The organism is Gordonia otitidis (assembly GCF_020735545.1).
In the GTDB taxonomy this organism is placed as follows: Bacteria; Actinomycetota; Actinomycetes; order Mycobacteriales; family Mycobacteriaceae; genus Gordonia; species Gordonia otitidis.
The window spans coordinates 1,063,328-1,083,359 of sequence record NZ_CP085974.1; the positions used below are offsets into that span (position 1 = coordinate 1,063,328).

Here is a 20,032-nt window from a genome sequence, read left to right on the forward strand (position 1 = left end):
GTGTGTTGCTACTACTGCAGGGCGTTGATCGACGACGTCAGCTTCTGCTGGAAGTCGCTCGGCAGCGGGATGTAGCCCGCGTTGATCAGGTCCTGGCCCTGGTTCTGAGGTGCAGATGCGACCGACAGGAACGTCTTGACTCCCTGTCCTACCGAAGTATCGGCGTACTTCGAGCACACGATCGAATATGTTGCCAGAACGATCGGGTAGGCGCCCGCGGTGGTCGGCTTGTAGAACGATTCGGTGTCGATGACCATGTTGTGGTTCTCGGGACCGTTCTTCAGCTTCGCCGATTCGATGGTCTTACCGCCGGTCTCGGCGTTCAGCGCGACACCACTCTTGTCCTGGTCGGTGATGATCTTGGCCATCGACAGCTTGTTGGACTGTGCGTACGCCCACTCGACGTAGGCGATCGAGCCGGGAGTCGGTTTCACTGCGGAACCGACACCGGGGTTGCCCTGCTTACCTTCGCCGACACCACCGTTGAAGGTCTTGCCCGCGCCCTTGGTCCAGCCGCCCGCGGCGGTCAGGTACTTCTGGAAGTTGTCGGTCGTTCCCGACTGGTCGGCGCGGTAGATCACGCTGATCGGGGTGGCGGGCAGGGTCTTGCCCGGGTTGTCGGCGGCGATCGCAGGGTCGTTCCAGGTCTTGGCCTCACCGCTGAAGATCTTGGACAGCGTCGGACCGGAGAGCGCGAGGTCGTCGACTCCGTCGATGTTGTAGGTCACGGCGATCGGTCCGAAGACGAGCGGCAGCTGCCACGCCTCGGAACCGCAACGCTGCGCGGCCTTCTGGATCTCGTCACCCTTGAGCGGCGAGTCGGAGCCGCCGAAGTCGGTGAGGTTCTGGGTGAAGTCGGACACGCCCTGACCCGAACCACCGCCGCCGTAGGCGAGTTCGTGACCCGGGCAGGTCTTCGCGAACGACGTGGAGAAGATCTTCATGGCGTTGGCCTGGGCTGTGGAACCGCTCGCCTTGAGCGACTGCTTGCCCTCACACTTGATGTCGGTCACCGCGGATGCGGGCGCCGCGCTGGTGCCCCCCTTGTCCGCGTTGCTGCTACACGCACCGAGAACGAGGGCGGAACTGGCCGCCATCACGGCGACAGCAGCTCCTGTACGACTCAATTTCACTTTCTGGTTCCCTCCAGCATCAGAACATGGCAGTTCCGCCGTGCGGCGTTGCCCGGTCGCACTGACAGTAGGGTGCGCTGGTGGACGGCCCGGACACCAAAGGTGAACGGAAGATGAATTGGACATTCGAGGCAGCCGCCCTTATTAGGTAAGGCTTTGTTAAAGTCTCCGGTAATGAGCTGCCCGGCCCCCCACCTCGAGACGCCACGCCCCGTGACCGGCGGGGCCATCGACGTGCACCACGCTGCTCGACGCAGTGCCATCGTCCTCGGCCCACTCGATCTCCCGGACGCCGGCACCGCGACCGCTCGACTCCTCCGCTTCGCCGAGATCGGCCCACAGACACGGATCGGACTGCACCCGTCGACCAACCGTCGTGGGTGGTTCTTCGCACCCGGAGGACTCGCTTCCGCCGTACACACGGTGCCCCCGACCGACGAACCCCGAACGCTGCTCGACGCGTTGTCGACGCTCCCGTCAGACCAGCTCCGCGTCATCCTCAGCGGCGATCACGTGGCCATCGACTACGATCACGGACTCGGCGACACCACCCTGCTCAACACCATCGTCGACGTCCTGCTCGGCGTCGCCGATCACGAGGACCTCGCGTCGTCGCGGCACCGCACATCGACGCGCGCATTGGCGATCGCCGGTGCGGCGACGCTGTGCGATCCACGACGGATCGTCGCGCTCGCGCGGATGCATCGGTCCCGCGACTACCGTGCGCCGCAGACCTGCGAGATGGGTCGGGTCGATCCGCCACGCGAGACCACGAGTGTCTTCGTACGGATCGGCGCCGACGTGGTGGAGTCGATGCGCGCGGCGCGGAGAGCACATGCCCCCGGTGTCGGGATGTTCACCATTCACACCGTCGCTCTGGTGCGTGCGCTGACGGCCGCGGGAGTGCGGGTCAATCCGATGGTCACACTGCCGTTCGACGCGAGGGCCTACCTGCCGGGCACCGTGCGCACGATGGCGAACTTCGCGGCCGGTCTCGACTTCGTCGTCCTCCCCGATACCCCACCAGCGGCCCTGCAGGCCCAACTCGCATCGGCGGCGAGGATGGGACGACCAGTGGCGAATTTGCTTGTGACAGCCCTGAAGTCGCGGCTCGAGCAACACCGTGGTCGTTCCGGGCTCCCGGACCAGCGATCAGTCGCGCCGACCGGAGAGGCCGCCGTCGACCTCCTGCACTCGTCGGGAGGAGTGGTTCCCGGGCGGGACGGCCGCTGGCGTTTCGTCGACGACGACCGGGCGTTCGTCATCGGTGTCGCCGACCCTCCGGCTCCTACCGGGCTGACCGTCACCAGCACGTTGGCCGCTGGGAGTCTGTGCCTGACCGCCACCTTCCGCCCTGATGTCGTCGCCAGGGAAGCGGTCGCCGCCGCACTCGCCGACCTTCCGGCGCAGACCCTGGGTGGTTTGGTTAGCCTTCCCTAATCCCATGGGTTAGGCTACCGGGGTCCGTTGCCCCGCATGCCGTCCGGAGTCGAAGTTGCCGCACCCGTACCCGCAGCACCCCGCCACGCCCTCTCTGTCGGCGATCATCTGCTGCTACACCTCTGCACGCAACGAGCTTCTCGACAGGTCCATCTCCGCGACACGTGCCCAACTACGCGACGGCGACGAGCTTGTCGTCGTTGTCGATCACAACGACGATCTGCTCGCCGCACTGCAAGCGCGACTCGACGGCACGGCTGTCAGGGTCACCGCGTCGTCGGGACCTCGTGGCCTGTCGGGGGCCCGCAACACCGGCTCGACGACAGCGCGCGGCGACGTCCTGGTGTTCATCGACGACGATGCCGAGCCCGCACCTGGGTCGTTCGAAGCGATCCGGACGAGGTTCGCCGATGACGACGTCAGCGCCATCGGTGGCGCAGTCGAGGCGAACTGGCTTGTACCACAACCGACATGGTTCCCAGATGAGTTCGGATGGGTCGTCGGATGCGACTACCGCGGACTTCCGGCCGACGGCGCGCGGATCCGCAATCCGATCGGAGCGGCGATGGCCGTGCGTCGTGATCGACTCGACGCGATCGGCGGCTTTTCCGCGCTCCTGGGACGTCGCAACGACCTACCCGCGGGCTGCGAGGAAACCCTGATGGGAATCGCCCTCTACCAGCGCTTCCCGGGTACGACGATCGTTCGGAACACCGGTTTCCTGGTGCATCACGCGGTCTCCACCGGCCGGGACCGGTTCTCCTACTTTGCCCGTCGGTGTTACGAGGAAGGGCGGTCCAAGGCGACGTTGTCTCGACTGACCTCTACCGACGCGGCACTGGCTGCCGAACGCGGATACGCGACCCGCACTCTCCCGGCGGGCATCTGGCGCTCACGCCGAACTCCGACACGCGTCGGCGCACTGGTTGCCGGACTGGTCGCGACCTGCGCCGGATTCGCCGTCGGTACGGTGGGTGCGCTTCGACGCGGCGCACCTGTGAACTCCAGCGAGCCCTCCAGAGAAGTGAGTCCCGTCAGATGAGAATCCTCCGACTCCTCGCCGACCCACGCATCACGCTGGTCGCCGCGTTGGTCGTGCTGCAGTACTTCGCCGCCGAATGGGTGGTGTCGGCCACGTGGCGTGGTCACTACTCGTACCGGACCGATCAGCTCGGACCACTCGGGCTCGAATTCTGTGGACCACAGGGGAGTTGGCCCTGCAGTGCGCTCTACCCCGTGATGAATGTGAGCCTGGTCCTCACCGGCCTCGCCATCTCGACCGTTGCGGCGAGTTGGGCGCTACGACGCATCGTCACGTTCCCCCACGCCGGCGCGTTGGTGATTTCCGGGGTCGGACTGGCGGTCAGCGGAATCATCACCGAGAAGGCCGACTATCAACATCATTCGGCCGCACTCACGACGTTCTTCGTCCTCGCGTCGGTCGGGATCGCGATGGTCGGATTCTCCGGTTCCACACGCTTGACGCCGGGTATCCGCGCGATCGCGGCGCTTGCCGGAACCGTCGCGACGGTCGCATTCGTCTCCTACGCAACGGGTCTCACCGGATGGTTCGGCTCGGGCGGCACCCAGCGAATGATCATCTATCCGATCCTCGTGGCAGTCGTCGTCGCCGGGGTGTCGAGTGGACGGGTCCGCGCTCCCCGAGATCGGTCGAGCGGCGCCGCGGGCGCAGAGCCGATCCAACCCGCGCCGGTGACCGGCGGATGAAACGCCAACTCGTGTGCGCGGTCACCGGCATGCTCGCCCTCTCGCTCACGGCATGCGCGCTACCGCGCGGAACCGCCGATCCCGCAACGGACACCGCCGATACGCACGTCGTCTCCGACGAATTCGACGGTCCAGCGGGCCCCATCGGCGGAGTGTGGACGGCCGAGACCGGAGGTGGGGGCTGGGGCAACGGAGAACAGCAGGTCTACACCGACAGCACGGACAACGTGAGGCTCGACGGCAAGGGTCATCTGCTGATCTCCGCGCGGCGCGACGGCGACACGATCACCTCGGCCCGCCTCACCACCCGCGGCAAGTACTCCCTGCTCTACGGCACCGTCTCGGCGCGCATCTCGCTTCCGTCCGGTCAGGGACTGCATCCGGCGTTCTGGCTTCTCGGCGACTCCCTCGATGAGGTCGGCTGGCCACGCGCAGGAGAGATCGACGTGATCGAGACACTGAACGCCGCAACCGATTACCACACCGGAATCCACACGCCTGCAGACTCCGACCCTCGCGGACAGAATCTCTCGGCTTCGGGTCCCGCACCTTTCCCGCTCGCCGACACATTTCACACCTACTGGATACGCAAGTCGCCCGGTCACATCGTCACCGGTATCGACGACCGCGAGCTGTTCTCCGTGACACCGTCCGATCTCGCCGCGGACTCCCAATGGGTGTTCGACGCCCCCTTCCACGTCCTCCTCAACGTCGCCGTCGGAGGCGACTGGCCCGGCCCGCCGTCAGCCGACACCACCTTCCCCGCCACGATGACGGTCGATTGGATTCGGGTGACCACAACCGAACGGAGCTCCGGCACATGACCGATTTGTTCACGGCGCCAGTCGAACTGCACCCGGTCATGCCCAGCACGGGAGGACCGCAATGGCCCGATGCGACCTGGATCGGGCAACTCGACACAGCAGAGCTCGCACACACGAGACGATCGGTCGGCGATACCGTCGTCTGTCGTCCGGTCGACGCCGAGGGGTACACCCGTGCGCGGATACTCATCCGTGATTCCGGTGTGCCCGTCCGTTTCGCGGAGACGCCGCTGCAGAACGGGCTCGCGACCGTGTCGATTCCACCGGCGACACAGGCGAGTATCCCCGCAGTGTCCGATCAACCCGTGTCGATCGTGGTGTGCACGCGCGAGCGCCCTGCGGATCTGCGATTCGCCCTGGAATCGCTCGCGCGCCTTGCGCATCCCTCACTCGAGATCATCGTCGTCGACAACGCACCCCTGACCGACGCGACCGCTCGGGTCGTCGAGCAGTTCGGTGACGAGCGTGTGCGGCTGGTCACCGAACCGGTGCCGGGTCTGTCGGCCGCACGGAACACAGGGTTGGTGGCGGCCTCTCACGAGATAGTCGCGTTCACCGACGACGATGTGGTGGTCGACCCCCGCTGGATCGCGGGCCTGCTGGCGGGTTTCGCACGCGCAGACGACGTCGCCTGCGTGTGCGGACTCGTTCCCAGCGGCGAATTACGCACGCCCGCACAGGCATACTTCGACTGGCGGGTCTCCTGGGCCGACAACATCACCGCACGACGGTACTCCCTGGACGATCCGCCAGAGGACGTCCCGCTGTTCCCGTACCAGGTCGGTATCTACGGGACCGGAGCGAACTTCGCCGTCCACCGGGATCGCATCGTGCGCCTCGGCGGGTTCGACGAGGCGCTGGGGGCAGGCACGAAGACGATGGGCGGCGAGGATCTCGACATGTTCCTCCGCGTTCTCGTAGCCGGGTACAGCCTGGTGTCCGAGCCGTCGGCGATCGTCTGGCACCGACATCGCAGCGACAACGACGCCCTTCTCTCCCAGGCGCGAGGTTACGGCGCCGGTCTCGGCGCCGTGTTGACCAAGATCGCGTGCGATGCCGCACACCGGCGACTTGCCTTCTCCGTACTGCGCAGGCGTTTTCGCGCGGTCTCACGCGCATCGGCTGCCTACGGCGGTGTCTGCCGCCCACCCGACAGCGTCCTCGTCGACATCTCGGCCTCGGTCGGCCGTGTCGAGGTGTTCTCGGTGTTACGCGGACCGCTGGCACTTGCGCGAGGCCGATGGACGCGCAGGAACGCGACACCGCTACTCGCGGGCGGCCGTCGCAGGACACACACCGGAGCGAGCACATGACACCGACAGCGGCGACGCCGACACCGACTGCACCGACTCCGAACGGGTCGGCATCGAACTCAGAAGCATCGAGCGCACGCACCGACGCCGTCGACTCACCGGCGCCGTCGACGACGGCGACCGAACGGAGACAGGCGGTCACGTATCGACTGTCCGACGTCGCGCTCATCTCAGCGCTGCTCGGCCTCCTCGGTCTCGTGCCGTTGCCGACCGCGGTGCGTGCGCTGCTCGTCGCAGCGTTCGTGTTCATCGGCCCCGGGGCGGCGATCGCCACCTGGGTGCAGGTACCACGACGTGTTCTTCCTGCCGTCATCGTCACGCTCAGCATGTCGGTGACGACCATCGTCGCCATCGGCGCGATGTGGTCGTATCGCTGGCATCCCACGTCCATCCTGGTCGTCGGATGTCTGGCAGTTCTGTGCAGCAGCCTCTCATCGTACGTTCGCACGCGTTCGGCACCGCCCCTACGTCAGTGGCCCGCCGATCTCGCGTCACGCGCGCTGAGTTCGTTGCGCAGCATCGGATTCGACGTGTCCGTCGTCTTCCTCGGTCTCGCGGTGATCCTCTGGGTGGTCGCGTTGTCGATCGGGCTTCCGGGCGTCGACGCCAGCTTCTTCGGTCTACTCTTCTCCGGCGCGGGCACATTACTCATCCCCGCGGTCGTTCTCGTCGCCACAGCATTCGTGATCGCTATCGCGCGGCGTCGAACACCGACCGCGGTGGCGGCGCTGGTCGCGCTGATCGTGATCGAGCGCGGTACCACCTGGCTCGGAACCGAAGTGCCGCTGTACGAATGGACCTACAAACACATCGCTGTCGTGCGGTACGTGCTGGCACACGACCTCATCCAGCCCAACGGCACCGACATCTATGCCCAGTGGCCGGCATTCTTCGTCACGACGGCCTGGTTCTCCGACGTCACCGGCCTCGATCCCATGACCCTCGCGCATGCCTTCGCGCCGGTCATCCACGTGCTCATCGCGGTCATCGTGTACTCGGCATCACGGACCATCGGGGCATCGAGGCGTGTGGCGGTCACCGCGGCATTCTGCGTCGAGATGGTCAACTGGGTTGCTCAGGACTACTTCTCACCACAGGCGTGGACACTGGTCATCGCCTATGGGCTGCTGACGATGCTGATCGCCTCACGGCACCACCGGCAGATGGGCGTTCTCGCCATCATCCCCTTCGCCGCGATCGTTCCCACACATCAACTCACCCCGTTCTGGGCGCTCGCCGCCGCCGTCGCGCTCGTCATCTTCCGACAGATGCGACCGTGGTGGGCGGTGGCGGTGATGATCGGTATAGCGGGCGCATACCTGGCCCTCAACTTCGACGCAGTGGCACCATACGGAATCCTCTCGGGAGGCAATCCGGTGAGCAATGCCACCAGCAACGTCACCGCTTCCGGGGTGCCTGCCAAGGAGATCACCTCGCTGGTCTGTCGGGCTCTGTCTGCCGGCGTCCTGCTCCTCGCTGGTCTCGCCGCCGTCGTCGGGTGGAAGAACAAACGTCCGTACGTGATCGCCTGCGCGATCGTGGCGTTCTCTCCTCTCGCGCTCCTGCTCGGGCAGAGTTACGGGGGTGAGGCAATCTTCCGCGTCTACCTGTACTCACTGCTGGGCTGCGGGTTGCTCGTCGCACCGTATGTCGTTGCGGCTCTAGACGGTTTTCGGGACGGTCGACGTCGTCTTCTCGCCGCGGCCGCTGCGCTCGCCGTCGTCGTGGCCGCACTCGCCGGCGCCTATTCGTACTTCGCCCTGTGGCCGACGGTGGTAGAGACGCGGGAGCAGGTGAACGCCATCGACCGCATCACCGCGAACACTCCGCCCGGCACGCGCATCATCATGCTGTACGGGGCGGGACTGCCCGCCCGGATCAACGACAACTACGCGCCGCTGACGCTCGCCAATCCCTACTTCGATTATCCGTTGTCGTACGAATTGGCTGACACCCGTGGCACTTTCCCAACTCCGGAGCAGCTCGGTTGGCTCGAATGGAAAGTCGGCGAGACCGACAAGCCGACTATCGTCGCGTTCACGACACAGTCGCGACGGGTCATCGAGTACTACGGAGAGTACCGACCTGGCGCGCCGGCCGAGTTCGAGGACATCATGCGTCAGACACCGGGTTGGCGGACCATCTACGAGAATTCCGACACCCTTGTGCTCGAGCATGATCCGACGGCCGCACCCCGATAGGCGGACTCGCGGCCGGGAAGCGGGGCTGTCCCGTCCTAGGCCGGGTCGGCGACCCGGGCGCGCCGCACCGCGCGGTGTGTTCGGCGCTCGTACTCGATGGTGCGGAGGACACGGAACCCGTCACTGAAGGCATTGAGGTTGCTGCGCCCGTGGATTCGGCAGCTCTCGTGGGAGCCGACCTCGCTGATGGACAGGCCCCCTCGTGCCATGCGCACGTTGATGACCGTCTCGATCTCGAAGCCGTCACCCCACTGATGGTCGACGAGCGCGGTGTCGGGGAGGTCGAGCACCACGAGGTGCCGACGCCAGAAGGCGTTGTAGCCGTAGCAGAGGTCGGCGAATGTGGTGCCGAAGATACGGTTGACGAGGAAGTTCAACCCCTTGTTGCCCAGTCGGCGGAACGTCGTGATGTCATCACTGCCACCGCCATGGGAAAAGCGGCTTCCCTTCGCGAGATCTGCACCGCCGACGAGTGTTTCGACGAATCGGGGGATCTCTGCAGGATCGGTGGAGCCGTCCGCGTCGATCATCACGATGATGTCGCACGTCGCGGCAGCGAAACCGCATGCGAGTGCGTTGCCCTTGCCCGCCCTGGTCTGGGAGATGATCACGGCGTCTGGCCAGAGCCTGCGCGCGACCCGCATCGTGTCGTCGACAGAGTTCCCGTCGACAACAACGATCTGGTCGACAGCGGGCATCCGCTCGGCGACGTAGGGCAGGTTCAGAGCCTCGTTGCGCGCCGGGATGACGACGGTCACGGTGGGCGCCTGAGGCGCGTCCGAACCCGGGTCGTCGGGCGCTTCCGGCTCGAATTCGTGCTCGAATTCGGTCATTTCATCGTCTACCGCGCGCGGAGTATCCCCGTTGTACGTGTCCGTCACCGATCTCCCCTTCGTATGAGGTCGTGGTCATCGTCGCGGTATCGGCACCAGACCGCACTCCGGTTGCCCGGCTCGCCCAACCGTACTAGATAAGGGTAGGCTTACGAAACCTGAAGAGAAAACTTGTCGTTGCGACCGTGCTCACAGTTGCCACCGATCATCCGAGCGGACGACACGATCAGACGTCTCAGAACGAGATGCGGAGGGGGACCGTGAGAACATCTGACACGCCACAACATTCGACGCGGACCCAGGTTGCGATCATCGGTGCTGGCCCCGCAGGCCTCACGTTGGCCCACATGCTCGCCGGTCAGGGCATCGACGCCGTGGTACTCGAGCGACAGACCGAGGACCACGTACGTTCACGAGTCCGCGCGGGCGTCATCGAGAACTCGACCGTCGACGTCCTCACCGAACTCGGCGTCGCCGACCGTCTCCACCGTGAAGCCATGGTGCACAACGGTTTCTATATCCGCCTCGACCGCACGACCCATCATCTCGACTTCCATCGGCTCAGCGGCCGCAACGCATACGTCTACGGCCAGGCCGAGATCGTGGCCGATCTCATCGACGGACTCCGCGCCGTGGGACGTGAGCCGGTCTTCCGCGCCGAAGAGGTGTCACTGCACGATTTCGACGGCACCGCGCCATCTGTCGAGTACATGCTCGACGACGTCAGACACCGCGTCGACGCCGACGTCATCGCCGCCTGCGACGGTTTCCACGGCGTCGGCCGGGCCACACTCGCGCCATACACGGAGACTCTCGAACGCACGTATCCCTTTGCCTGGCTGGGGATTCTCGCGCGATCCACCCCGGTCACCGAAGAAGGCATGTACTGCGCCCACCCGGATGGTCTGTCCGTACACAGCATGCGCGGACCACAATTGAGCAGACAGTACCTGCAGGTGCCCGCCGACACCCGACTCACGGACTTCACCGACGAACAGATCTGGACCGAGCTCGCGCGGCGCAGCGCGGCCGACGACCATCCGCCGTTGCAGACCGGTGAGATCATCGACCGCAGCCTCGCCCCACTGCGTAGCGTCGTGACCCAGCCCATGCAACTCGGCTCGTTGTTCTTGTTGGGCGACGCCGCGCACATCGTCCCGCCCACCGGCGCAAAGGGACTCAACCTTGCGGTGTCGGACGCGTGCGTGCTCTCCCATGCACTGGGCGCCTTCTACGCGACGGGCAAGCGTGAAGAACTCGACGCCTACACCGCCCGCGCCCTGCCGAGGATCTGGCAGGCGCAGTCGTTCTCGTGGAATCTCACGTCACTCCTCCACAAATTCTCCGACGACCCGTTCGACTGGGAACTCCGTCGCGCACGCCTATTGCGGTGGACGTCATCCCTCGACGAGCAACGCGCACTCGGCGAGGTCTACCTAGGCCTGCCATTCCCGACGTCGTGGCGGTTCTCGTGAGCCCCGGTGTCGCGGGCGGCCACCGGGTGATCGAGATGTATTCCGAACACGTTGCGCAACAGGGCGACCGATTCGTTCATCATCACCGGCTCGGTCACCCGCGTTCCGTCGGATCCGGTGGTCACCAGTCGGTATCCGCGCTCTCCCGGGCGTGCGGTCAGGGTGTAGCGACGCTCACCGTCGTCACGGGTGCAGATCACCGATCCGGTGAATCTCGACGCCGGGTCGGTGCTGTGCCACCGTGCCATCGCGGCGAACTCGTGGAGTGGTCGGACCGCCCCGTCGAGCACGTAGCCGCCGCCTGCACTTCGCACGTCCCACGTCCGTGGATCATCGAGGTCGATCTCCGCGGTGACCATGTCGCCACCGAAGCCGACGTCGACGAGATGGACGCGGTGACCGGTGCCGATGGCGACGGCCATGTGACCGAGTGGCAGACCGAATCCCGCATCCGTGCGCACCTGTGCTCCGACAGCCCGTGCCGGAACGCCGATCTCGTCGAGCGCGAGCAGAAGCACGCCGTTCAGTTCGTAACAGATGCCGCCACGATGTCGAGTGATCACCTTGTCGACGATGGCCGTTGGCGCCACGTCGACAACGTGACCGCGGTGGATGTCGAGATTCTCGAACGGTATCGACCGGTGCTGGCTGCGCGCGAGAGCGTCGATGGCACCGAGGTCACCGGGCTCGATCGTCAGACTCTCGACGATGTCACGGCCCACGCCGATGCGCCGCAGATATGCGTCGGTCGGGAATCTCACATTCAGCTTGGTCACAGCAAGAAGGATAGGCTACCCTCATCTTGATCAGCGGGGGTGGTCGATCACGCCGCCCAGCGTGATCAGTCATCACGATCGGAGTCCCAGCATGCACGACCGCCGTGGGGAAAGACGGGAAACATTGTCCGGCAAGGCCCTTCGCATGGCACGCCTGTTCTCGTCGGCATCACGCCGCGCGCTCGTCGTGCCGATCGACCATTCGGTCACGATCGGTCCGCTCGGCCACGCAGATCATGCCGACCAGACGGCCGCCATGCTCTCAGACGCGGGCGCCGATGCTCTCATCGTCCACAAGGGCAGAGCCCGGACCATCGATCCCCGCCGGTTCACCGGTCTCGGACTGATCGTCCACCTCTCTGCGGGAACCAGTCTCGCGAAGGACTCCACCGGAAAGGTTCTGGTCGGTTCGGTCGAGGAGTGTCTCGGTCTCGGAGCCGACGCGGTGAGCGTGCACGTCAACGTCTCGTCCGACACAGAGCCCGAGCAGCTGGCCGATCTCGGTAGGGTCGCGCACGAGTGCGAGCGACTCGGGATGCCGTTGCTGGCAATGATGTACGCGCGCGGGGCGACCACCTCGCCCGAGGCGACGTCAGGGCGCACCCTGGCTCATCTGGCGGCGATTGCCACAGACCTCGGGGCTGACGTCGTGAAACTCGACTATGCCGGAACCACGGAGGCGATGGATCAGGTCGTCGACTCGTGCCCGCTCCCGATCCTCGTCGCCGGTGGTCCCGCGGCGGCTTCCGACGACGCAGCGGTCGAACTCGGCTGCCGGGTCGCCGAATCACGCGTCGCAGGGCTCAGTTTCGGCCGCCAGATCTTCGACGCCGACGACCCGTCGCATGTCGCGACCGCTCTCGCGGCACATCTGCACGATCACGATCCCCGTGCCCTGCAGCTGGCCTGACCCGGTCGCACCTCGCGGATGAGATCCGACAACCGACGAGAAGCCCACTCCCCCTTCACCATCGAGGTAGAAAGCACATGAGCCACACCACCGACATCGTGACCGACGACATCACCCCCCTCGAGGCGACCGCCGAGCGCGCGTCGGACTCGCCCGAGAAGCAGCCCGCGCGGGAGCATTTCGCGTGGGTCGACCTCCGCACGGTTGCGTCCGGGTCTCTCGACGCCATGGTCGCCGCCGCCATCCATCAGCGCATCGACGGCATCGTTTTGGCCGACATCGACCTACTCGACAGTCTGCCGCCCACCGTGCGACGGATCTACGCACCGGGGCATTCCACCGTCGACATCTCGGGCGATCACGTGTCCGCCGACATCGTGCTCATCCCCCACGGCGAGTCGGGCGACCCGGCCCCCGCGACCGGCACCGGCGCGGAGACCGCCGTGCACGTCGTCGTCTCCGACGCCGACACACTGCGGGATGCGTGTGAGACGGTACGACGCGCACCGTGGACCCTGCTGACGTTCACCGATCCCACCAAGATCCCCCTCGAGATCGTGATCGCCGCGGCAGAGAACTCCGGTGGGCGCACCGTCACCGTGGTCAACGACATCGAAGACGCCGCGATCGTCAAACTGGTGCTCGAGCACGGATCCGACGGTCTGCTGCTCGCCCCGCAGAGCGTCGAGGACATCGCCACGCTCGCCGACGTGATCCGTCCGTCCGCCGATCGGATCGAGCTGACCGAGCTGACCGTCACCAAGGTCGAGCACATCGGTATGGGTGAACGCGCATGTATCGACACCTGCTCACTGCTCGCGCAGGATGAGGGATGCCTCATCGGCTCGTTCTCGACCGGGATGTTCTTGTCCTGCAGCGAGACCCACCCGCTGCCGTACATGCCCACCCGCCCGTTCCGGTGGAACGCCGGTGCCGTGCACTCGTATGTGCTGGTCCCCGACAACCGGACCCGGTATGTCAGCGAGCTCGCCGCCGGACAGCCGATTCTCGCGGTTCGCAGCACCGGTGAGGTCCGTGAGGTGCGCATCGGGAGGGTCAAGATCGAACGTCGCCCGCTCATCTCGGTGAGCGCAACCGCGCCCGACGGTCGCACCATCAACGTGATCGCACAGGACGACTGGCACGTCCGTCTGCTCGGCCCGGGCGGCTCGGTCAACAATGTGACCGATCTGGTTCCCGGCGACCGGCTCCTGGGGTATGCGCCGAGGGAATCGCGCCACGTCGGCCTGCCGATCACCGAGTTCTGCGACGAACGATGAGCGGTCCCGACGTCCTGTGGTACATCAATCCCACAGACGGTGATGTGCCGTGGGAGCCGGAGTACCGCATCGCGCCGACGTTCGATGCGCTCCGCCATCAGGCGCGCACGCTCGACCGACTGGGCTACCACGGAGCACTGACGACGGCGCGGGAGGCGATCTCGCTCGTCGGCGACACCGAACGCCTTCGGTTCCTCATCCCGGAGTACCCCGGTGTCAAGCCTCCGGTGTTGATGGCAGAAGAAGCACAGGTATTCGACCAGTACTCCGGCGGACGACTCATCTACAACCAGGTCAACGGGGCCGGCCCGGTGCTGCACCGATACGGAAGAGTCGAGTCCAAGGCCGAGCGCTACCGCATGTCCGCCGAGTTCTGGACACAGGTGAAACGGCTCTACCTTGACGACACCGAGGCCTTCGACGGCGAATTCTTCTCGTACGGACCGCGATACAAGCCGGCGATACCCGGCCCCCGACAGCCCGGCGGCATCGAGGTGTGGGGCACCGGCGCGTCGCCAGAAGGTATCGCACACGCAGCAGAGGTTCTCGACGTCTATCTGTCGTTCATGTCCGAACCCTCCTCCCTCACAACATTGTTCGACAAGGTCCGTGCCGCCGCAGCCGAGCGCGGACGATCGTTGCGCTACGGGGTACTCGCGAGTGTGATCGTCCGTGACACCGAGGACGAGGCATGGAGCCGGTTCTCCGAGCAACTCGCGCGTACACGTCCCGACACCGTCCTGGCGACAGCGGATCGCAACCTACGTAGCTTCGGATACCCGGGTCTCGACGAGATCACCAGCGCCGATCCCCAGGTGCAGGCACGCATCGACGCCCTACGCGCAGGTCGCATCCCGGGCCGGGAACTGCTCGAGTTCGCACCGAACATGGCTGCGGGACTGACGACCTGGACCGCAGCCGAACCACCGTTCGACATCGCGGGCAAGGGCACGGGCACCTACTTCGTCGGAAGTGCCGAGAACGTCGCGAGCGCGATGTCGTCGGTCGCACGGCGAGCAGGCATCGACATCTGGATCCTGTCGGGGTGGCCACTGGCCCGCGAAGCAGAGATCACCGCCGAGTTGCTGCTGCCGCTACTGGCGACCGACCACAGTTCTCCACTGGTCGACGCCGCGCCCGCCCGGTGACCGCCACCGACAGGCGAAGCCTCAGCCAGCGACGCCTCACCCTGTTCCGCGACGACGACACCGGTGTCGGGATCAACATCGTCGCGGTGATGACCTCGAGTGTCGCAACGGGCGCACTGGGATTCGTCTTCTGGACCATCGCGGCACGCGGCTATTCCACCGCCGAGGTGGGCAGGGCGTCGGCGATCATCACCTCCGCGACGCTGATGGCGACCCTGTCGAATCTCAGTCTCGGCAGTCTGTACGAGCGCTTTCTCCCGATCGCGGGGGCGAAGGCCCATAGGCTCATCACCATCGGGCGGTCGGTCGTCGTCGTGACCGCGCTGCTGTTCGGGCTCGCGTACGTCGTGCTCGGCCCCCGTGACGCACTGTTCACCTCGTCGGCGGAGCCGTGGCTCTATCCGGTGTTCGTCGCGATCCTGGGTGTCTTCGCCGTCCAAGACCAACTGTTGATAGGTCTGGGGAGATCGCGCACCGTCGCGCTCAAGAACGTCACGCAGTCGACCATCAAACTGATCCTGGTCGCCGCACTCATCCCGTTCGCGTCCGGATTCGGCATCGTCGCCGCGTGGGTCATCCCCGCTGCGCTGATCGCCTGTTGGATCGGGCTGAGCGCAGTGCGGCCCACCGCCCGGGCGATGACCGGTCCCGGAACCCTTCCCCGGCGCGGGGAGATCGCGCACTTCTACGCCGGCTCGCTGGCCATGACCGCAGTGGGAGTGGTTGTGCCGCTGGTTGTCCCACTTGTCATCGTCGCCCAGCTCGGTACCGAGATGAACGCATACTTCTCGGTCTGCTGGCTGGTGATCAGCACCGCGGCGATCCTGCTCAACGCCACATGCGCACCGTTCGTGTCGGCGTCGGCCGAGCCCGACGTCGACCTGCGCGCGACCACACTGCGTTTCATCGCACTCTGTGGTGGCGCAGCTGTCGTCGGATGCGTTCTGCTGATCGCACTCGCGCCCTGGATTCTGTCGATCATGGGGCCGCAGTACGCCCGTGAGGGCACCGGACTGATCCGTCTGATGGCCCTCACATTGCCCACCGTCGCATTCGTGGTGGTCTACGGCGGTCTCGCGCGGGTACAGCGAAAACTCAGACTCGCGGTGGCCACCCAGATCGTCTTCGGCGTGGTCGTGGTCTGCGGGATCGCCGCAGCCGCGGACCGCTGGGGAATCATGGGCGTCGCCTACGTCTATCTGATCGCCGACGTCGCCGTCGTACTGTTCCTCCTCGTTCCCGGGATCCGGCTGATCCGTCAGGCCACGGATCCGAAGACGACTCTCGCCTCGTTCATCGGAGCCGCCTCGTGACCACGTCTGCAGACCCCACAGTCGCCGACCCGTCGGCACTTGCGGCACGCTCGGTGCGCGCGGCGATCATCGCGAGTGCTCGACGCTTCCCCGACCGTTCCGCCGTACGTATGGCGCCGTACTCGGGGCCCGGCGCCGACGCGATGACATATGGCCAACTCGTCGACCGCGCGGGCATCGCCGCGAACTCGATCGCGGCGCGCGACGCGAACACGTCGAATCCCGTTGTCGTCCAGGTCGGTCTCTCAGCCGATGCGGTGGCACTGGTCCTCGGCGTGTCCTGTCCGGCCATCCCCTCGTCGCACTCGATCCGCAGCTGCCCGGCGAACGTGTGTCGACGATTCTGTCCGAGCTCGACAGGCACGGCCGACCCGCGCGCATGATGGTCGCCGACGCCGAACACCTCGACGCCGTGCATGATCTGGCCGGCGAGCGCGATCTACCGCTCGCAGGACTCGACGCGGTCATGACCGCGAGCCCCGGTGATCGACCCGCGCGTACCTTCAGCGAAGGACGTACCGAGACCACCGATACCGTCACATCAATCCAGTTCACGTCCGGCTCTACGGGAATACCCAAGGGTGTGCTACACCCGAACGGCATGTGGCTGTGCGACTCCGAGCTGATGCGAACAGGATTCGGTGTCATCCCCGGACGACGTGTCGCATTGTGTCTGCCGATCAGTTTCGGTGCCGGACTCAACGTCCTCATCGGATCGCTGATCAACGGCGCCGACATCGCGGCCATCGATGCGCGGAATCGCGCTCCCGGGACAGTACTCGACGCGCTCGCAGAGTCCCGAGCCGAGATCGCCTTCCTCGCACCGGCATTGCTCCGTGCCCTCAGCGGCGCGCAGGATGCCGCGAGCCACCCGGCGTGGAGGTCGCTGCGCCGCATCATCACCACCGGTGAAGCGTTGACCGCCGACGTCGCGCAGGCAGTGCTGGCCCACGCCCCCGACGCCACCGTGACCAACTGGGTCGGGTCGTCGGAGACCTCGGCACTTGCCTACTTCGATCTCCGCGCGGGCGACATCGTTGCCGCGGGTGCTCTTCCCGCGGGAAGTCCTGCTCCGCACAAGACAATCACCATCGACGACGACGGGAGAGTCGTCATCTCGTCGCGCTATCTGGCCCTCGGCTATCTGGACCCGAGCGCAGACCGGGGCCGCTTCACGCGTGACGCCGCGGGACTGTCGAGTTTCCGTACTGGAGACCGCGGAAGGTGGGACGGTACAGCGCTCACACTCACCGGTCGCGTCGACGACGCGGTGAAGATCAGGGGATACCTGGTCGAACCCGCAGAGGTACACCGCGCGATCATGTCTGACGGCGACCTCTCGGAGGCCGCGGTCATCGCACGGACGGACTCGGGTTCCGGACGCACCGAACTGATCGCCTACGTCGCCCCGATCCCGGGCGGCCGAACCCCGCCCGCCGCGGAGATCCGTAACCGTCTGCGAGAACGTCTGCCCGAGTGGATGATTCCCGCGCACCTCATCGAGCTGTCCTCGCTGCCGCGAACCGCGCGAGGCAAGGTCGACCGGTCCGCACTTCCGGCGCTCAGCCGACGTATCGATCCACCCACCGGAGACCTCGAACGTTCCGTCGCATCGATCTGGACGCATGCACTCGGCCTCGACGAGGTCGGCCGTGACGAGAACATCTACGCCATCGGCGCCGACTCGTTGACCGTTGCGCAGATCCTCGTCGGTGTCACGCGCAGGTTCGGTGTCGCGCTCACTCAGGCCGACGCCGCGGCGGCGCCGACCGTGGCGGAGATGGCCCGCACCTTGGACTCACGGCTGCGACCGGACAACTCCGCGGTGTGGCGCGAGGCGCTCGCACCGACGACGGTTCCACTGCGACACGGATTGGGACAGACTGTCTTCTGCTTCGCCGGTGCCGGTGCATCGGCGTTGGTGTTCGTCGCGCTCGCGGATCATCTCGCGCGGGACCCCCGCATCGGCGCGATCTACGGCTTCCAGCCGCACGGCCTGGAGAATCGCGGCTTCCCCGACTGGACGGTCGGTATCGCGGCGCGAAGGCATCTCCGCGATCTCCGTCGCATCCAACCGCACGGACCCTATGTGCTGCTCGGTCACTCGTTGGGCGGACTCATCGCCCTCGAGGTCGCACGGAGATTGCGCCATGCCGGCGAGCAGGTCGATCTGGTGATGACGCTCGACACGTTCGTGCCGCACACGATCGCTCGCGCCACCGAGTCGTCAGTTCGGTCGGGAGTGTCTGTGCCCGCCACCGAGGCGACACAGTCACGTTCACAGCTGTGGCGCAACCGGATTCAGTTGCTACGAGCCGGCTTCCTCACCGAGCGACCCGTCGACTCAGCACGTGCGATGGAGCAGGTCGGTTGGCGAGTCGGTAGGTTCCACCGGCCTGTTCCGTATCACGGGCGCGTACTCGTGGTGCTCGGTGCAGACAACCATCACGACGAACGGGTGTGGACAGAGCACCTGACGCCGGGCGACGTCTCGATTGCCCGATCGGCCGCCGACCACATGTCGATCGTCCGTGAACCGCACATCTCCGAGGTCGTGGCGCACTTCGTCGACGCCCTCCCGTGACAGCTCGTCAGTGGACGCGCGGCCAGATCACCAGTGGCGCAACATGTTGGAGTAGCGTCTCGGTGACGTCAACATCGCTGCGGCGAAGACGGCCGATCTCACCTCGCGCGCCGCCAGCAACGGGAGTATGTCGCGCCGAGATACGCGCTCACGCGCGACCTGCAGCAGCTCTTGCGTGACGGCACTCCGTTCACCGTCGTGCTCCGCACGCATCGCCATGTGCGCGGCGGGAATCAGTACTTCGCGGTACACGAACGACCGTGCCGTCGAACGCCATTGCCGGGTGTCGGGTACCGAATCGAGCATTTCGAGAACCTCGTCGCCCATCTCGAAGATGGCCCGGGTGTCGGCCGTGACCCGGTGCGATACCGAATCGGCGCGCAGCCGATACAGGTACAACGGCTGCGCCACGGTCGCCACCGTGCGTGAGCGCAACGATACCCGTGCGGCGGCTGACAGATCCTCATAAGCTCGTCGGGATCCCCACGGCTCGTCGCCGAGAATGTCGCGCCGGAACAGCTTTCCACTCGCATACGATCGAGCCTTGCTGCGCAACAGAAGCTGAGCGTAGCGTTCGCCCGTCACGGTACCGGCCGCCAACGCGGGGGTGAGGACGCCCGTCGGAGTCCCCGTCTCGTCCGCGAAACGAGTTGTGCAGGTGGCGAAATCGGCATCAGTTCCGATCAATGCGTCGAGCATGTCGGTGGTGAACTCCGGCTCGGCGATGTCGTCACTGTCGAAGAACCAGATGACGTTTCCGGATGCCGCCGCCAATCCGGCGTCGCGCGCGGGCCCTACACCACTGTTGTGCGGCATGCGCACGACGCGGTGGTCGACCGCGCCCCCCGCGAGCACTCGCTGCGCACGGTCGATCGAGCCGTCGCCGCCACGATCGTCGACGAGAACGATCTCGTCGACCGAACTCTGCTGTCCCAGAAGCGAATGCATGCACGCATCGATGTAGCGGGCGCTGCGATAGACCGGCACCACGACAGAGACCGACACGGTCTGCGCCGTCAGCCGTTCCCTGCCGGTGGCGGATTGATACATCGCGCAGCGCGCTCCCCTCACGAC

At 66.0% G+C, this 20,032-nt stretch carries 17 protein-coding genes; 13 read left to right on the plus strand and 4 right to left on the minus strand.

The window, feature by feature from the left end; genetic code table 11:
* Positions 1-11: 11 nt before the first annotated feature.
* Positions 12-1,133 (minus strand): phosphate ABC transporter substrate-binding protein PstS, encoded by a 1,122-nt coding sequence (gene pstS, locus LK459_RS04785; protein WP_039993063.1) that lies wholly within the window; start codon positions 1,131-1,133, stop codon positions 12-14.
* Between the two features lie 174 nt (positions 1,134-1,307).
* Between pstS and LK459_RS04790 the strand changes: the two genes are divergently transcribed.
* The 6 genes from LK459_RS04790 to LK459_RS04815 are packed head-to-tail and all read left to right on the plus strand — an operon-like array spanning position 1,308 to position 8,639.
* Positions 1,308-2,573 (plus strand): hypothetical protein, encoded by a 1,266-nt coding sequence (locus LK459_RS04790; protein WP_227922021.1) that lies wholly within the window; start codon positions 1,308-1,310, stop codon positions 2,571-2,573.
* A gap of 55 nt (positions 2,574-2,628) precedes the next feature.
* The gene (locus LK459_RS04795) at positions 2,629-3,615 is read left to right on the plus strand and encodes a glycosyltransferase family 2 protein (protein ID WP_227922023.1); all 987 of its coding nucleotides are present in this window, start codon (positions 2,629-2,631) and stop codon (positions 3,613-3,615) included.
* Positions 3,612-4,301 (plus strand): DUF998 domain-containing protein, encoded by a 690-nt coding sequence (locus LK459_RS04800; RefSeq protein WP_227922025.1) that lies wholly within the window; start codon positions 3,612-3,614, stop codon positions 4,299-4,301. Before LK459_RS04795 ends, LK459_RS04800 begins: the two co-directional genes overlap by 4 nt.
* Positions 4,298-5,125, plus strand: a complete 828-nt coding sequence (locus LK459_RS04805; protein ID WP_007236714.1) for a glycoside hydrolase family 16 protein — start codon at positions 4,298-4,300, stop codon at positions 5,123-5,125. Before LK459_RS04800 ends, LK459_RS04805 begins: the two co-directional genes overlap by 4 nt.
* Positions 5,122-6,438, plus strand: coding sequence for a glycosyltransferase family 2 protein (locus LK459_RS04810; RefSeq protein ID WP_227922026.1), 1,317 nt, complete (start codon positions 5,122-5,124; stop codon positions 6,436-6,438). The genes LK459_RS04805 and LK459_RS04810 overlap by 4 nt, the downstream gene beginning before the upstream one ends.
* Positions 6,435-8,639 carry a hypothetical protein gene (locus LK459_RS04815; protein ID WP_227922028.1) on the plus strand — a complete coding sequence of 735 codons (2,205 nt, stop codon included), beginning with the start codon at positions 6,435-6,437 and terminating at the stop codon, positions 8,637-8,639. The genes LK459_RS04810 and LK459_RS04815 overlap by 4 nt, the downstream gene beginning before the upstream one ends.
* 35 nt (positions 8,640-8,674) lie before the next feature.
* On the opposite strand, the gene LK459_RS04820 is transcribed toward LK459_RS04815, so the two are convergent.
* Positions 8,675-9,520 (minus strand): glycosyltransferase family 2 protein, encoded by an 846-nt coding sequence (locus LK459_RS04820; RefSeq protein ID WP_007236711.1) that lies wholly within the window; start codon positions 9,518-9,520, stop codon positions 8,675-8,677.
* Positions 9,521-9,717: 197 nt separating this feature from the next.
* Here LK459_RS04820 and LK459_RS04825 point away from each other — a divergent pair, with 197 nt between their 5' ends.
* Positions 9,718-10,947, plus strand: a complete 1,230-nt coding sequence (locus tag LK459_RS04825; RefSeq protein ID WP_227923574.1) for a 4-hydroxybenzoate 3-monooxygenase — start codon at positions 9,718-9,720, stop codon at positions 10,945-10,947.
* On the opposite strand, the gene LK459_RS04830 is transcribed toward LK459_RS04825, so the two are convergent.
* On the minus strand, positions 10,905-11,723 hold the full coding sequence (locus tag LK459_RS04830) for an arylamine N-acetyltransferase family protein (RefSeq protein ID WP_227922033.1): 819 nt from the start codon (positions 11,721-11,723) through the stop codon (positions 10,905-10,907). The genes LK459_RS04825 and LK459_RS04830 overlap by 43 nt on opposite strands.
* 145 nt (positions 11,724-11,868) lie before the next feature.
* Between LK459_RS04830 and LK459_RS04835 the strand changes: the two genes are divergently transcribed.
* From LK459_RS04835 to LK459_RS04860, 6 genes are all read left to right on the plus strand, one after another.
* On the plus strand, positions 11,869-12,633 hold the full coding sequence (locus LK459_RS04835) for a 2-amino-3,7-dideoxy-D-threo-hept-6-ulosonate synthase (RefSeq protein WP_265416856.1): 765 nt from the start codon (positions 11,869-11,871) through the stop codon (positions 12,631-12,633).
* A 77-nt stretch (positions 12,634-12,710) separates the two neighbouring features.
* The gene (locus tag LK459_RS04840; RefSeq protein WP_227922039.1) at positions 12,711-13,913 is read left to right on the plus strand and encodes a 3-dehydroquinate synthase II family protein; all 1,203 of its coding nucleotides are present in this window, start codon (positions 12,711-12,713) and stop codon (positions 13,911-13,913) included.
* A complete protein-coding gene (locus tag LK459_RS04845; protein ID WP_227922040.1) occupies positions 13,910-15,061 on the plus strand; it encodes an LLM class flavin-dependent oxidoreductase in 1,152 nt (383 codons plus the stop codon). Before LK459_RS04840 ends, LK459_RS04845 begins: the two co-directional genes overlap by 4 nt.
* Positions 15,058-16,374 (plus strand): lipopolysaccharide biosynthesis protein, encoded by a 1,317-nt coding sequence (locus LK459_RS04850; protein WP_227922041.1) that lies wholly within the window; start codon positions 15,058-15,060, stop codon positions 16,372-16,374. Before LK459_RS04845 ends, LK459_RS04850 begins: the two co-directional genes overlap by 4 nt.
* Positions 16,371-16,757, plus strand: a complete 387-nt coding sequence (locus LK459_RS04855) for a hypothetical protein (protein WP_227922043.1) — start codon at positions 16,371-16,373, stop codon at positions 16,755-16,757. Before LK459_RS04850 ends, LK459_RS04855 begins: the two co-directional genes overlap by 4 nt.
* The gene (locus LK459_RS04860) at positions 16,706-18,958 is read left to right on the plus strand and encodes an AMP-binding protein (RefSeq protein WP_265416857.1); all 2,253 of its coding nucleotides are present in this window, start codon (positions 16,706-16,708) and stop codon (positions 18,956-18,958) included. Before LK459_RS04855 ends, LK459_RS04860 begins: the two co-directional genes overlap by 52 nt.
* 27 nt (positions 18,959-18,985) lie before the next feature.
* Here LK459_RS04860 and LK459_RS04865 read toward each other — a convergent pair whose 3' ends face one another.
* A complete protein-coding gene (locus tag LK459_RS04865; RefSeq protein WP_227922049.1) occupies positions 18,986-20,008 on the minus strand; it encodes a glycosyltransferase family 2 protein in 1,023 nt (340 codons plus the stop codon).
* Positions 20,009-20,032 lie beyond the last annotated feature (24 nt).

Bases quoted from the DNA above. Each gene is read 5' to 3' on its own strand.
- LK459_RS04805 (WP_007236714.1), top strand. From the start codon at position 4,298: ATGAAACGCCAACTCGTGTGCGCGGTCACCGGCATGCTCGCCCTCTCG.
- LK459_RS04790 (WP_227922021.1), top strand. From the start codon at position 1,308: ATGAGCTGCCCGGCCCCCCACCTCGAGACGCCACGCCCCGTGACCGGC.
- LK459_RS04845 (WP_227922040.1), top strand. From the start codon at position 13,910: ATGAGCGGTCCCGACGTCCTGTGGTACATCAATCCCACAGACGGTGAT.
- LK459_RS04800 (WP_227922025.1), top strand. From the start codon at position 3,612: ATGAGAATCCTCCGACTCCTCGCCGACCCACGCATCACGCTGGTCGCC.
- LK459_RS04835 (WP_265416856.1), top strand. From the start codon at position 11,869: ATGGCACGCCTGTTCTCGTCGGCATCACGCCGCGCGCTCGTCGTGCCG.
- LK459_RS04865 (WP_227922049.1), bottom strand. From the start codon at position 20,008: ATGTATCAATCCGCCACCGGCAGGGAACGGCTGACGGCGCAGACCGTG.
- LK459_RS04840 (WP_227922039.1), top strand. From the start codon at position 12,711: ATGAGCCACACCACCGACATCGTGACCGACGACATCACCCCCCTCGAG.
- LK459_RS04810 (WP_227922026.1), top strand. From the start codon at position 5,122: ATGACCGATTTGTTCACGGCGCCAGTCGAACTGCACCCGGTCATGCCC.
- LK459_RS04815 (WP_227922028.1), top strand. From the start codon at position 6,435: ATGACACCGACAGCGGCGACGCCGACACCGACTGCACCGACTCCGAAC.
- LK459_RS04825 (WP_227923574.1), top strand. From the start codon at position 9,718: ATGCGGAGGGGGACCGTGAGAACATCTGACACGCCACAACATTCGACG.